The organism is Arsenicibacter sp. R0_47, assembly GCF_057652235.1.
This window is the reverse complement of sequence record NZ_JBYFCJ010000012.1, coordinates 180,806-196,094: the sequence shown is the minus strand read 5'-3', so window position 1 is coordinate 196,094 and position 15,289 is coordinate 180,806. Positions and strand designations below refer to the sequence as shown.

The following is a 15,289-nucleotide window of genomic DNA, read 5'->3' as shown; positions in this document are numbered from 1 at the left end:
AAAGCCCTGAACAGTTTGAGCAGGAGTATTATACTAAACTTGCAAGTTCAGTGTGCCGCTAAACCGGACCACCTCAGCTGGTCTATTACACCATAAATACTATAGTCGGGAAACTCTTCTCTCAAGTTTTTTATTTTTTTGATAGTCCAATCCAGATAAGTGCTTTCATAATAAGTATAATGCTCTATCTTCTTAGGTGTATTGTTTACCCATGAACTAGGATAGTGACTTTCGATTGCAATTTTCATCATGCTAATGTTTTGGAATTGTTAATGTAGTCAATTGAGTCGATTTAGGGTTGCTAAAAAAAAACTCCCGCTCATCCGGATTTTTAAATCCGGATGTTGCTGACTGCGGATGTGTACATCCGCGATTAGGTGCGTCGGGATTTTAAATCCCGACGAGCGGCGGCTTCCTGAACGAACCCTGTGCTTTAGCTCAGGGATAATGGCGGACAGCTCTTCTAGGCAGGCATGGGGATGGTATCGAAGCGCAAATGTACTGCTTGACGACACACTCTTAATCATGCCATGCCGGTTCGGGAGATTTGCCAGAAGCCCCAAACTTCAGTTTGGGGTTAAAAATAAAAGGTAGTAAACTCTTTGTGTGCTCCCGTACCCTCGCTCATCCGGATTTTTAAATCCGGATGCTGCTGCCTGCGGATGTATACATCCGCGATTAGGTGCGTCGGGATTTTAAAATCCCGACGAGCGGGGCATCCGGCGAAAACGCGTTTGTTTTTTTGGAAATTGCGGTTAACTTTGATAACAGAAAACGCCCCGTCTTGCCGGACGGAGCGCTTTTAAGAACTAGCCTACTGATGTCGATGCCATTCCATCAACATCGAAAAGCCAGTCCGTATCGCGCCAAAGATCGTTTGGATCAGCGGCTGATACGTTTTTAGCCAACTTAGTAGTTTCTGGACTAAGCTGTGCTGTTTAGCTCTCTTCATGCGGATACATGGTTGAGTGTTAAACAAAACCCTCCACCTCCGGGGAGGTTTCGGGCTGATCGGCTGCTGCAAACAGTTGATCAGCACTGCAAATTAATATTTTTTCATATAAGCCCCGCCCGCATCCGCGAAGCGGGGCTTTTGTATAATGGTGGCTTATCCCGCTCATCCGGATTTTTAAATCCGGATGTTGCTGACTGCGGATGTATACATCCGCGATTAGGTGCGTCGGGATTTTAAATCCCGACGAGCGACAGCACTGACTAAACGCAGGAAAGTACAAATCAGCCGGGGGCACTATCCATCTGAAAATCATCGGCCCGGTAGAAAAAAAGCCGGAAATGCGTGCCGGAAGCCACGGCCTTGCTCAGGCGTCTTCGCAATTGCAAACGTTATCGGGAACGTTTGCGTAAAAAAAGTAAAAGCTTTTCATTGCATAGTACAGCCTTCCTTTCCATCTTCCCTTAGCTGAATAAAGCCCTTATCGGGAGCAACAGCCAACCTATATCAAAAAAGTCATATTCATTTGACGACCGGTAAGTTTCGGGGTTATCCCGGATAGCTCCGAAACAGCCGGATTCCCGTAACCAGATGCCGCAGCTCTTTTATCTTGATACCCTTCATGCTGAGAAGGGAAGCCTGACGGTTTTTGAAAACGCATTCAGTCAGGCATGCTAGTCTCATTTGCAACCTCATGACCATGAAATTCGTATACCGTATTGCCCTGCTGCTGTTGATCCTGGCCTTTACCCGGGCCGAAAACAAGCCGCGTATCTTTCTGATCGGTGACTCGACCTGTGCCAACAAACCGGCCAATGCCGCTCCTGAAACCGGTTGGGGCATGGCCCTGCCCGACTACCTGCTGGAGGGCGTGGAGGTTCAGAACCATGCCGTAAACGGGCGTAGTACCAAAAGCTTCCGTACCGAAGGCCGCTGGCAGAAGGTACTGGAACAGCTGCGTCCCGGCGATTTTGTCCTGATTCAGTTCGGGCACAATGACCAGAAAAGTGAGGATACCACGCGCTATGCCGCTCCGCAGACCGATTACCGCAAAAACCTGATCCGCTATGCCGAGGAGGCTAAGGCAAAAGGGGCAACCCCCGTACTGCTGACACCGGTAATGCGCCGGAAATTTGACGCCAATGGTCAGTTCGTGGATCAGCACGGCGAGTACCCGGGCGTGGTGCGGGCCATTGCGAAAGAATACAGACTGCCCCTGATCGATCTGCACGCCACGAGCCGTGAGGTGATTGTCAGGCATGGCGTCGAAGGCTCGAAGGAGCTGTTTATGCACCTGCCGCCGAAGATGTACCCGCGCTTTCCGGACGGCAAAGTCGATGATACGCATTTTTCGGGCTATGGGGCGGCGGTGATGGCCGGTCTGGTGGCTGAGGGTTTCCGGTCAATTGCCCCGCTGGCGGGACTGCTGAAACCATCGGCGTTTCCGGGCAAATATGCCTATGAACTGCCGAAAACCGTTGAACCGGCCTTCCGTAAGGATACATTTAACATCACCCGTTTCGGGGCCAAAGCCGACGGGCTGACTGTCAACTCGAAAGCGATTAATCAGGCCATTGACGCCTGTACGAAAGCGGGCGGCGGTACGGTGCTGATTCCGAAAGGATTCTGGCTGACCGGCCCGGTTGTGTTACAGTCGAATGTAAACCTGCACCTCGAAAAAGGAGCACTGCTGCAATTCAGCGAAAATTACGATGAATACCAACTCGTCAAAACATCGTGGGAGGGGCAGGAAGCAATCCGGTGTCAGTCACCGGTAAGTGCCGAGAATGCGCATCACATTGCCATTACCGGTGCCGGGATTATCGACGGAGCCGGTCAGGTGTGGCGGGCCGTGAAGAAAGAGAAAATGACGGCCAACCAGTGGAAAAAGCTGGTGGCGTCGGGCGGGGTGCTGGATGAGTCGCAGAACATGTGGTATCCGACCGAGGCCTCCCTGAAAGGCTCAAAAATTCCGCGTGCCGGTCAGGTAGCGGCGGGCTATACCATCGAAAGCTCGAAGGAGTTCAAAAACTTCCTGCGTCCCAACATGGTGCGGCTCACCAACTGCTCGTACATTTTGCTGGAAGGCGTCACGTTCCAGAACTCACCGGCCTGGAACCTGCACCCGATGTTGTGTAACCACATTACACTCCGCAACGTGTCGGTACGCAACCCGTGGTATGCCCAGAACGGCGACGGCGTTGATCTGGAATCATGCCGCAACGGGTTGGTCGAAAACTGTACGTTCGATGTCGGCGACGATGGCATCTGCATCAAATCGGGCCGTGACGAAGAAGGCCGCAAGCGCGGTGTACCGACCGAAAATTTCATTGTCCGCAACTGTACGGTCTACCACGCACACGGCGGATTTGTGATTGGTTCTGAAATGTCGGGCGGGGTGAAAAACCTGTATGTGTCGAACTGCAATTTCCTCGGTACCGATGTGGGCCTGCGTTTTAAAACGGCGCGGGGGCGCGGCGGAGTGGTCGAGAAAATCTACGTAACCGACATCAACATGACCGATATTCCGGGCGAGGCCATCTTGTTTGATATGTATTACATGGCCAAAGACCCTGTTCCGCAGCCCGGCGAAAGCAATGAACTGCCGGCGATGGAAGCGCAGCCGCTGAACGATGGGACACCGCAATTCCGTGATTTTCATATCCGGAATGTTGTTTGCCAGGGTGCCGAAACCGGTATCCTGATCCGTGGCCTGCCCGAAATGTCGATTAAGGACATTGATATCGAGAATGCGGTGCTCGAAGCCAATAAAGGCCTCGTCTGCATCGAAGCCGAAAACATCAGCCTGAAAAATATCACGCTGATGACCCGCGAAAAAACGGTGATGAAGGTGCAGAACAGCAAAAACATTACCCTCGATCAGATCAGCTATAAACCCGGCGCCGATTTGTTACTCAAAGTAATGGGTGACCGCTCGAAGGCGATCCGCCTGCTGAACACGGACGCCTCAAAGGCAAAGAAAGAAGTAGAATTCGGCAGCAACGCACTATCTACAGTTGTAACAAAGAAATAACATGAAAAAGAACCACCTATTGATCGGCTTATTGCTGGCCGGTCAGGCTGCCGTAGCTCAGTCGACGCTTCCGTGGTCGCAGCGGATGACGGCAACGATGATGACGGTCAATAAAGATTCGGTTGCTTACGTGAAGGAGGGCCAGCGGGTACACTGGAACTACGAAATGGGGCTGCTGCTGAAAGCCATCGAGCAGGTCTGGTACCGCACCGGCGATGCCCGCTATTTCAACTACATCAATAAGGTGATGGACCAGCTGGTGACGGCCGACGGAAACATCAAAACCTACAAGCTCGAAGATTACAACATTGATAACGTAACGCCGGGGCGTGCGCTGCTGACTTTATACCAGCAGACATTGCCGAACAAGGAAAAATATAGAAAGGCGGCGGACCTGCTGATGAAGCAGCTGTCGGAGCAACCCCGGACGAAGGAAGGCGGTTTCTGGCACAAAAAGCGGTACCCGAACCAGATGTGGCTCGATGGCCTGTACATGGGCGAACCATTCTATGCCGAGTACAGCCTCGTCTTTAACCAGCCGAAGAACTTTGATGACATCATCAATCAGTTTGTCTGGATGGAGAAAAATGCCCGCGACGAAAAGACCGGATTGCTGTATCATGCCTGGGACGAAAGCCGCGAGCAGAAATGGGCGAACCCCAAAACCGGTAAGTCGCCGAACTTCTGGAGCCGCGCCATTGGCTGGTACGGGCTGGCCCTGGTCGATGTGCTGGACTACCTGCCGCAGGATCATCCCCGGCGCGGTGAGCTGATTGCGATCCTGAACCGGCTGGCACCGGCCATCGTGAAATTCCAGGACCCGAAAGAAGGCGTCTGGTATCAGATAACTGACCGCGTAGGCGACAAAGGTAATTACCTTGAAGCCTCGGGCTCGTCGATGTTTGTGTATACGCTGGCAAAAGGCGTTCGTAAAGGCTATCTGCCCGCGTCGATGATGCAGTATGCTGACAAGGGCTTCAATGGCATCCTGAAAAACTTTATCTCAACGGATGACAAGGGGCTGATTCACCTCGAAAAAACAGTGCTGGTTGGCGGTCTGGGCGGCAACCCGTACCGCGACGGCAGCTACGAATACTACCTGAGCGAGAAAATCCGGCAGGACGATCTGAAAGGCGTCGGGCCGTTTATCATGGCGGCGCTCGAAATGGAGACGGCGAAGGAACTGGGCGTCGGAAAAGGCAAAACCGTTGGCATCGACAACTACTTTAACCACGAGTTCCGTAAAGGGGTCAACGGCGATCAGGAACCGTTCCACTACACGCTCGACGACCGGCAGCACTCCGGTTTCTACTGGCTGGGCAATGTGTTCCGCGATTACGGTGCCAAAACGAAAATGATTCCGGCAGCGCCAACAGCGGCTTCGCTGAAGGGTACCGACGTGTACATCATCGTTGATCCGGACACCCCGAAAGAAACCGTGAAACCAAACTATGTGTCGGATGCCGATGTGAAAGCCATTTCGGATTGGGTGAAAGCCGGTGGTACGCTGGTGCTGATGGCCAACGATACCTCAAACTGCGAACACAAGCACTTTAACCAGCTGGCGGCCGCTTTCGGCATGCAGTTCCTGCCGAAAAACCGGAACATGGTGAAGGGCGATCAGTACGAGCAAGGCAAAATCATGATTCCGGCGAATCACGAAATTTTTGCCAATACAAAAGAGGTGTACATCAAGGAGCTGTCGCCGCTGAGCGTCAAGGCACCGGCACGGTCGGCGCTGACCGATCAGGGCGATGTGATCATCGGGGTGGCCAAAGTGGGCAAAGGCACCGTCTTTGCCGTCGGCGATCCGTGGCTGTATAACGAGTACACCGATGGCCGGAAGATTCCGGCCGAATACGAAAACTTCCAGGCGGCCAGGGATCTGGCTAAGTGGTTATTGACAACAAAGAAGTAAACAGTCTGGCCGCAGCGTACACGGCGAATCCGAACAGCGATGCAGTGGAGGCAAGTTCGTTGGGTGGTGTGTACGTTGTGGCCTGTTTTTAGTCCTCTATGCGTAATCTGACCGTATTTTTTTTGCTGGCCACCGGACTACTGTTGTCGGGCTGGTCGGTGCAGAAAGCCAAACCAATCGTTGTGGCGCAGGATGGTTCGGGCGATTTCCGGACCATTCAGGCGGCGATTGAGAGCCTTCCGCTGGCCGACTCGGCAAAGCGGGAGCAGCGCGTCATTCTGATTAAAAACGGTACGTACCGCGAAAAGCTCTACATCGGAAAACAGCATTTTCTGACCTTACAGGGGCAAAGCGAAAAAGGGGTACGTATCCTGATCAGTCAGGCGCGCGACATGTGGCGCTGCGAACATCCGGACGACTACGGCACCGCAACCATCAACGTACGGGCCCATGACCTGGTGTTCGAAAAGCTGACCGTTATCAACGACTATGGCTTCAAAGCAAAGGGCGACACCACTATCCGTTGTGAGAATGAATCGGGCAGTAACGCGCCAAAGCCCGGCGGGGTAGGCCTGCCGCGCGAAGAAACCGAAAAAGCGGGTACGAAGATCGTCCGGAAAGATGGCCATCAGATGGCGTTCCGGTCGATGCCGGGCGCCACGCGGCTGGTGTTCCGGAACTGTACGTTCAGGGCGCTGGGCGGGGATACCGTCAGCCCGTGGGATGTTGAAGCCGGCATGTTTTATTTTAAGGACTGCACCATGGAAGGCGGCGTTGATTTCTACTGCCCGCGCGGCTGGAGCTATGCCGAAAACTGCCATTTCGTGTGCCACAACATGAACGCTGCCATCTGGCACGACGGCAGTGGCAACCCGTCGCAGAAAACCGTGCTGAAAAACTGTGCGTTTGAGGGTGATACCGGCTTTAAGCTGGGCCGTTACCACCGCGAAGCCCAGTTTTACCTGCTTGGTTGCCGGTTTCCGGAGAACATGGCCGATGCCGATATCTATTGGGTAACCAACGCCCCCGCGCCGGTGCAATGGGGCCGTCGGGTGTATTACTACGATTGCCACCGGAAGGGCGGTGATTTTGCCTGGCACAAAGACAACCTGCCCGTCAAGCCCGCCGATATTTCTGTTGTCTGGACATTCGATGGCAAGTGGAAACCGTAGAGAATTAACAAACCACATAGGTCACAGAAGAGATAAAAAATCTCTGTTTTCTGATGTGGCTATGTGGTAAAAAAACACAATACAATGATCGCATTTTTGTTGATAGCCGGTGCATTGAGCATGCCTGCACAGAGCGGTGGCATGGTAGCCGAACAGGATTCGGTAGGGGAGCGGATGCTGATGTATCAGCGCACCAATGGCGGCTGGCCACAGCCCGGCGGCGATCCGATCAAATACCAGCTGAGCCTGACGCCGGTGCAGAAGAAAAAGCTCCTCTCGGAAAAAGATAAGCTGGATACAACCATTGATGATGACGCAACCACGCGCGAAATCCGCGGATTGGTAGAAGCGTATCAGAAAACGAAAAACGATGCCTACAAAACGGCCGCTGAACGTGGTGTCCGGTACCTGCTGACTGCTCAGAATGCGCAGGGGGGCTGGGGGCAGTTTTATCCTGATTCAAGCGGGTATCACAAGCACATTACCTACAACGATAATGCCATGCTGAATGTGCTGAACGTGATGAAATACACGGCCGAACGGACCAATGGCTTCGACGCACTCGATCCGGCACTGGTCCCGCAGGCCCGGCAGGCGCTTGACAAAGGCATCCGCTGCATTCTGAAAACGCAGTATGTGCAGAACGGGAAACTAACGGTCTGGTGTGCACAGCACGACCGCAATACGCTTTTGCCGGCCAAAGCCCGGGCGTTTGAGCTGCCGTCGCTGAGCGGGGCCGAAAGCGTGGGGCTGGTCCGGTTCCTGATGCAGGTGCCGAACCCGTCGCCGGAGATCAAACAGGCAATCCGGGCGGCCGTGGCGTGGTTTGACGCCGTAAAGCTGCCGGGGATCAATACAAAAGACATTGTGGATGCGAATCAGCCGAAAGGGCGCGACCGGATTGTGGTCGATGATCCGTCGTCGACGTTGTGGGCGCGGTTTTATGATCTGGACACCAATACTCCTTTTTTTGTCGGCCGCGACAGCATCAAACGAAAAACACTCGCCGAAATTGAAAACGAGCGGCGGGTCGGGTACGGCTACTATGGCAACTGGCCGGCTAAACTCCTTCGCGCCGAGTATCCGAAATGGGAAGAAAAATGGGGTAAATAAGCGCATCCGGTAGCAAGGGTTGAACGTACTTGCTACCGGATGGGTCAGCTAACCAGTTCTGTAGATTCGCGGATGATCAGCTGTGTCGGTAGTTTAACCGTTTTAAAATCAATGCCTTTCTGCTTTCGTTCAATGAGTTCAATCAGGCATTCGGCGGCGGCCTGACCGATTTCCTGTGCCGGTTGTACCACCGTGCTGAGGGCAGGCGACAGCATGTCGGCCACGTTCAGGTTGGTGAAGCCGATGAGCGATGCCTGATCCGGCACCGATATATGCCGCTGCCGCAGTACCGACAGACACCCTAACGCCAGCCGGTCGCCGGCGGCAAAATACGCGTCGGGCGGATTGGGTAACGTCAGCAGGTCCTCAACCACCGGCTGCACTTCTTCACGACTAAAACCACCATACCGGACCAGTTCCTCGTCGAACGGGACGCCATACTGGACCAGTGCGGCCTTGTAGCCTGCCAGCCGCTCCTGCGTAATCGACATCCAGGGCTGGGTGGTGATGTGGGCAATGCGCCGGCGACCCGTTTTGATCAGGTGTTCGGTGGCAACAAAAGCGCCCGAAAAGTTATCGGCCACAACACGGGTCGTCTCGATCTCGTCGGACACACGGTCGAACATCACAATCGGGACACCCCGTTGCTGGATGTTGCGCAGGTGACCGACATCGGACGTCTGACTGGACAGCGAAATCAGCAGTCCGTCGACTTTCCGGGCCATCGACTGCTCGACGTTGGTCACCTCACGTTCGAAGGATTCGTGGCTTTGAAAAATGATAACGTGATACCCGCGGTTGTAGGCAATGGCCTCAATGCCGTTTATGGCCTGCGAAAAAAAGTAATTGGCAATCTGCGGGACAATTACCCCGATGGCGCGGCTACGGTTTTCGCGCAGGCTGAGGGCAATCGGATTGGGCCGGTAATTCAGGCGTTCGGCATACTCCATCACCAGCCGCTTGGTCTCCGGATTAATCTCATAACTGCCCCGCAACGCCCGCGACACCGTTGAGGTCGACAGGTTGAGCGCCCGGGCAATATCTTTTATCGTGACGTTATCCAAGGGACAATACAGTTAAAATACAATCTGAGGCCTGAAAGAGCCTCTGCTATGTATAGAGAGTAAAAAGTGCGGAAATATACCCGGAAAGTTGAACATGTTTATTCAGGGATTTTTTGGCAACGTTCCCGATAACGTTTGCACAAATAAAAAAAATCAAAGCGTTCCGGATGTCAGCCGGCTTGTGTAAGCTTAACGTACCGACGAATGCGAAAACGTATTGACTAACAAAATTTCCTTAAAAAATTACAAAACTGTGGAACAGCTATCTCTCCAGTACCTGAAGCTGAATGCCGGCGGTGATACCCGTTTTCCGGCCAGTGAGCAGCTAAGCCATTTACCCGAGCGGGTACTGCAGTTCGGCACAGGTGTCCTGTTACGCGGTCTGCCGGACTACCTGATTGACAAAGCCAACCGGCAAGGCATCTTCAATGGCCGCATCGTCGTGGTAAAGTCGACGGACGGGGGGGGAGAGCTGGCCGCCTTTAACCGGCAGAATAACCTGTATACGGTTTGTATCCGTGGTCTGGACGAAGGCGAAACCGTTGAGCAGAATGTGATCTGTTCGGCAATCAGCCGCGTGCTGTCGGCAAAGGAGCAGTGGCAGGAAATTCTGGAGGTGGCCACCAGCCCTGATTTACAGATTGTTATTTCGAATACGACCGAGATCGGTATTCAGCTACAGCAGGATGATATCCGGCAGTCGCCGCCAAAGTCGTACCCCGGCAAGCTCCTGGCCGTGTTGTATGCGCGGTTTAAGGCGTTCGGCGGGGATCGCGACAAAGGACTGGTGGTTGTGCCGACGGAGCTGATTCCAGACAATGGTACCAAACTGGAGGCTATTCTGCTGGAACTGGCCCACCGCAATGCCCTGGAAGCTGAATTCATCGACTGGCTCGAATCAGCCAATTACTGCTGTAATTCGCTGGTTGACCGGATTGTACCGGGCCGTCCCGACATGGCCACGCGCCACGCTCTGGTAGAGCAGCTGGGCTACGACGACGAACTGCTCACAATCTCGGAAGTCTACCGTCTGTGGGCTATCGAAGGCGATGAGCATGTGCAGCATATTCTTTCGTTCAGCCAGGCCGATGAAGGGGTCATTATCCGTCCCGACATCAGCCTGTACCGCGAATTGAAGCTACGGCTCCTGAACGGTACACATACCTTTAGCTGCGGACTGGGTGTATTGTGCGGCTTTGAAACCGTACGCGAAGCCCTCGATAACGAGCTGATGGCCAGTTATGTCCAGAATCTGATGTTGGGCGAAATGGTGCCGGGTATCCCGATGGCGCTCGACGAAAAAATGGCACAGCGCTTCGGCATGCAGGTCATCGACCGCTTCCGGAATCCGTATATCGAACACCGATGGCTGTCGATCACCATGCAGTATTCGGCCAAAATGCAGATGCGCAACGTGCCGACCCTGCTGCATTTCTACCGGCAGGTAGGCGGCGTGCCGGGCTACATGGCACTCGGGTTTGCGGCCTATATCCTGTTCATGCGGGCCATCCGCGAGAATGAATCGGGCTGGTGGGGCATTGCCAACGGCGTCCCGTACCTGATCCAGGACGAGAAAGCAGCGTATTTCGCGGATTTGTGGTCGAGCTATGCCCCGAAACAACTGGTGACGATTGTACTGGCGAGTAAATCGCTGTGGGGCTTTGACCTGACCCAGCTGCCGGGCTTTGCCAACAGTGTCCACGGCTACCTCAGCGACATGCTGAACGGGGGCGTTTACGAAACCGTTGCTCAGTTCCTGAACAAAAAAGAAACCGTAAGCTAAGGGCTGACCACCGCCCTGTTTTTTATATACCCATGAAACAACGAGTTATTAAAATTCACCCGGACGATAACGTACTGGTTGCGTTGACCAATCTGTCACCGGGTGAAACCGTTCACTGCGAAGGCATCGACTATCTGGTGACTGAACCGGTTGAAGCCAAACACAAAATGACTACCCATGACCTCTATACCGGTGATTCGGTGTATATGTACGGGGTACTGGTCGGAAAAGCCAAACAACCGATTCAGGCGGGGGGCGTCATTACAACGTTTAACCTCAAACACGCGACCGACGCGTATTCGCCGGAAAATCACCAGGCCCCGTCGTGGACCGCCCCCGATGTAACGGCCTGGGCCGACCGGACGTTTATGGGTTACCATCGTTCCGACGGCAAGGTAGGCACTGCCAATTACTGGCTGGTTATTCCGCTCGTATTCTGCGAAAACCGGAACATCGAAGTCCTCGAAGAAGCGCTGGTGCAGGACCTGGGCTACGCCCGTCAGCGTACCTACCGCAATCAGACACAGGAGCTTATTTCCCTGGTGTCGGCCGGAAAAACAGTGGATGATATTTTACAGGCCGACCTGCAGACCGCCCTGGCCGATCACCGCCGGCCGCGCCTGTTTCCGAATATTGACGGCGTAAAATTTCTGTCGCACGAAGGCGGTTGCGGGGGAACCCGTCAGGATGCACAGGCGCTGTGCGGCTTGCTGGCCGGCTATATCACCCATCCGAACGTGGCGGGGGCAACGGTGCTGAGTCTGGGTTGCCAGAACGCGCAGGTGGCCATGTTGCAGGAAGAAATACAGAAGCGCGACCCTGCGTTTGCCAAACCACTGTTTGTGCTGGAACAGCAGACAGTCGGCACCGAAGAGTCGCTGATCAGCCAGGCGCTGCGGCAGACGTTTGCGGGGTTGATGCAGGCCAATGCCAATGGCCGGAAACCGGCTCCGCTGAGCAAGCTGTGCATCGGTCTGGAGTGCGGCGGCTCTGACGGCTTCTCCGGCATTTCGGCCAACCCCATGATCGGCTATACCTCCGACCTGCTGGTTGGCTTGGGTGCCCGCGTTATTCTCTCCGAGTTTCCGGAGCTTTGCGGTGTGGAGCAGGAACTCTGCGAACGCTGCGTCGACAGCGGGACCGCCGGCCGCTTCTCAACCCTGATGGCAACCTATGCCGACCGGGCGCAGGCCGTCGGGTCGGGTTTTGACATGAACCCGTCGCCCGGCAATATCCGCGACGGGCTCATTACCGACGCCATCAAGTCGGCGGGTGCGGCCAAAAAAGGCGGCTCATCGCCGGTCGTGGCGGTGCTCGATTATCCGGAGCCGTGTGTTAATCCAGGGTTAAATTTGCTCTGTACGCCCGGAAATGACGTAGAATCGACAACGGCAGAAGTAGGTTCGGGGGCAAATGTTGTTTTATTTACAACCGGCCTTGGCACGCCGACCGGGAACCCGATTGCGCCCGTGGTCAAAATAGCGACCAACACGGCCCTCGCCCGCCGGATGCCCGACATCATTGACTTCAATGCCGGTCCGATCATTGACGGGGACGAAACCCTGAAAGAAGCCGGAGAGCGCATGCTTGAGTACATCATCGGTGTAGCCAGCGGCGAAATCGAAGTCAGTGCCGTCCGCCACGGACAAGATGATTTTATTCCCTGGAAACGGGGCGTTTCACTTTAACTAATTTGTGAATGAGTGATTGGCGAATGAGCGATTGCCACTCCGATATAAGAAGGCAATAGCTACATTCACCGCAGCGGTACCCGCTCAATCACTCATTCACTCAATCACTCATTACATAATGAAGAAACCCTTTCTAAACGAAGACTTTTTGTTGCAGACCGAGACGGCGCGGGAGCTTTATCATGATTACGCGAAGCAGATGCCGATCATTGATTATCACTGCCACCTGCCGCCGGACCAGATTGCCGCCGATAAACAGTTCGAAAACCTGACCCAGATCTGGCTCTACGGCGACCACTACAAGTGGCGGGCCATGCGGACCAATGGCATCCACGAAAGCTATTGTACCGGCGATCAGTCAGACTTTGCGAAGTTTGAAAAATGGGCGGAGACTGTGCCTTATACCATGCGGAACCCGCTGTACCACTGGACACACCTCGAATTGCAGCGCTATTTCGGGGTAACGGAGGTACTGAACGGCAACAGCGCCCAACGCATCTTCGACGAATGCAGCGCGAAACTCCGGACGCCGGATTACTCGGTACGGAGTCTGATGCGTAACATGAACGTCGAAACGGTGTGCACAACCGACGACCCGATTGACTCCCTGGAATACCACCGGCAGATTGCGGCGTCGGGTTTCGCCATAAGTGTGCGGCCGACGTTCCGGCCCGACAAGGCGATGGCCGTCGAGGATGCGGTTACGTTTAACGCCTACGTGGAGAAACTCTCGGCAGCGGCAGGGATTGATATTGCTTCGTTCGACGACTTCATGGCCGCCCTGCGTAACCGGCATGATTTCTTTGCTGAAATGGGTTGCCAGCTGTCTGACCACGGCCTGGAGCAGATTTACGCCGAAGACTTCACAGAGCTTGAAATCAAAGCCATTTTCCGGAAAATCCGCGACGGGCAGGGACTGAGTTATGCCGAAATTCTGGCATTCAAATCAGCCATGCTGGTGTATCTGGCCGAAATGGACTGGGAGAAAGGCTGGACGCAGCAGTTCCACCTCGGAGCGCTCCGCAACAACAACTCACGCATGCTGCGTCTGCTGGGTCCGGATACGGGCTGGGACAGCATCGGCGACTTCTCGCAGGGCCGTGCGCTGGCGAAATTTCTGAACCGTCTGGACGAAAACGATAAGCTGGCGAAGACCATTATCTACAACCTGAATCCGGCCGATAACGAGCTCATGGCAACCATGATCGGCAATTTTAACGACGGTTCAGTGGCCGGGAAAGTACAATTTGGCTCAGGATGGTGGTTTTTAGACCAGAAAGAGGGTATGGAAAAGCAGATGAATGCTTTATCTAACATGGGACTGCTGAGCCGCTTTGTTGGTATGCTGACCGACTCGCGGAGTTTCCTGTCGTACCCGCGTCACGAGTACTTCCGTCGTATCCTCTGCAACCTGTTTGGTAATGATGTTGAAAACGGCGAGCTTCCGGACGACATCAACTGGATTGGTCAGGTAGTACAGAATATTTGTTACGGTAACGCCAAAGCTTATTTCGATTTCAAGAATGACAAAAGTAGTAACGTTCGGCGAGGTGATGATGCGCTTGTCGCCTCCGCTGAATTATAAATTAATACAAACCAACAACTTGGATATCATCTATGGCGGCGGTGAAGCCAACGTATCGGCTTCACTGGCGCAGATGGGGGTTCCGGCCGAACACGTAACTTGTTTTCCGGCCAACGATCTTGGTAAAGCCGCGGCACAGTTTTTTCAGCAATACGGGGTCAGCATGGCCAATACCGTGTTCCGTGGCAACCGGCTCGGGCTGTATTTTCTGGAAGCCGGTGCTTCAGTACGGGCGAGTAAAATCGTATACGACCGGGCTGATTCGGCCTTTGCCAACCTGGATCCTGCCGGCTTTGACTGGGAAAATATCCTGTCCGGCGCCGACTGGTTCCACTGGACCGGCATTACACCCGCCATCTCGGATGCTGCCGCACAGGCCTGCGCCGAAGCCATCGCTACCGCCCGACGTTTGGGTGTGAAGGTTAGCGCCGATGTCAACTACCGCCGCAATCTGTGGCAGTACGGCAAAAAAGCACAGGACGTGATGCCGGCCCTCGTTGAAGGCTGCGACGTGGTGGTCTGCGCCGAAAATGACGCTGATGATCTGTTCAGTATTACGCCCGATCCCGCAGCGGAACACTCGTTTGTGTCGATGTCGGAGCAGCTGATGGCGCGTTTCCCGAACATAAAGCAAGTTATCACGACACGCCGCGATACGCTGAGCGCGTCGCACAACCAGCTGCGCGGCCTGTTATACGACGGGGAGTCGTTTGTGGAAACACCGACCTACGACATGGTGCCGATTGTGGACCGGATCGGTGGCGGCGATGCCTTTATGGCCGGGTTTATCTACGGCTCACTGACTTATCCGTCGGCCAGCGAAGCGCTGCTGTGCGGCGTTGCGGCATCGGTGATTAAGCACTCCATTCATGGCGACTTTAATCTGGCTTCAGTAGCTGAGGTTGAAGAAGTTATGCGCGGAAATACCTCCGGTCGCCTGTTACGGTAAGGAATAAATGTTGTTGTTGCGGGGAGCA

General features: G+C 54.3%; 9 protein-coding genes. 8 read left to right on the top strand and 1 reads right to left on the bottom strand.

Annotated elements, in window-relative coordinates; all coding sequences use genetic code 11:
- The first annotated feature begins 1,652 nt into the window (after positions 1 to 1,652).
- The 4 genes from AC23NW_RS20005 to pelA all read left to right on the top strand — a co-directional run bounded on the left by AC23NW_RS20005 (position 1,653) and on the right by pelA (position 8,189).
- Positions 1,653 to 3,986, top strand: a complete 2,334-nt coding sequence (locus AC23NW_RS20005; protein WP_487451549.1) for a glycosyl hydrolase family 28 protein — start codon at positions 1,653 to 1,655, stop codon at positions 3,984 to 3,986.
- A 1-nt stretch (position 3,987) separates the two neighbouring features.
- Positions 3,988 to 5,904 (top strand): glycoside hydrolase family 88 protein, encoded by a 1,917-nt coding sequence (locus AC23NW_RS20000; protein ID WP_487451547.1) that lies wholly within the window; start codon positions 3,988 to 3,990, stop codon positions 5,902 to 5,904.
- A 98-nt stretch (positions 5,905 to 6,002) separates the two neighbouring features.
- Positions 6,003 to 7,076 (top strand): pectinesterase family protein, encoded by a 1,074-nt coding sequence (locus tag AC23NW_RS19995; RefSeq protein ID WP_487451546.1) that lies wholly within the window; start codon positions 6,003 to 6,005, stop codon positions 7,074 to 7,076.
- An 84-nt stretch (positions 7,077 to 7,160) separates the two neighbouring features.
- Positions 7,161 to 8,189 (top strand): pectate lyase, encoded by a 1,029-nt coding sequence (pelA, locus tag AC23NW_RS19990; RefSeq protein WP_487451544.1) that lies wholly within the window; start codon positions 7,161 to 7,163, stop codon positions 8,187 to 8,189.
- 44 nt (positions 8,190 to 8,233) lie between these two features.
- Here pelA and AC23NW_RS19985 read toward each other — a convergent pair whose 3' ends face one another.
- Positions 8,234 to 9,253 (bottom strand): LacI family DNA-binding transcriptional regulator, encoded by a 1,020-nt coding sequence (locus AC23NW_RS19985; RefSeq protein ID WP_293840732.1) that lies wholly within the window; start codon positions 9,251 to 9,253, stop codon positions 8,234 to 8,236.
- 253 nt (positions 9,254 to 9,506) lie between these two features.
- Here AC23NW_RS19985 and AC23NW_RS19980 point away from each other — a divergent pair, with 253 nt between their 5' ends.
- The 4 genes from AC23NW_RS19980 (at position 9,507) to AC23NW_RS19965 (ending at position 15,261) form a co-directional block, all read left to right on the top strand.
- A complete protein-coding gene (locus tag AC23NW_RS19980) occupies positions 9,507 to 11,036 on the top strand; it encodes a tagaturonate reductase (protein ID WP_487451542.1) in 1,530 nt (509 codons plus the stop codon).
- Between the two features lie 32 nt (positions 11,037 to 11,068).
- The gene (locus tag AC23NW_RS19975) at positions 11,069 to 12,724 is read left to right on the top strand and encodes a UxaA family hydrolase (protein WP_487451541.1); all 1,656 of its coding nucleotides are present in this window, start codon (positions 11,069 to 11,071) and stop codon (positions 12,722 to 12,724) included.
- Positions 12,725 to 12,845: 121 nt separating this feature from the next.
- Positions 12,846 to 14,312, top strand: a complete 1,467-nt coding sequence (gene uxaC / locus AC23NW_RS19970) for a glucuronate isomerase (protein WP_293840724.1) — start codon at positions 12,846 to 12,848, stop codon at positions 14,310 to 14,312.
- Positions 14,251 to 15,261: a sugar kinase gene (locus AC23NW_RS19965; protein ID WP_293840721.1), complete on the top strand. Its 1,011-nt coding sequence runs from the start codon at positions 14,251 to 14,253 to the stop codon at positions 15,259 to 15,261. Before uxaC ends, AC23NW_RS19965 begins: the two co-directional genes overlap by 62 nt.
- The last annotated feature ends 28 nt before the right edge of the window (positions 15,262 to 15,289 follow it).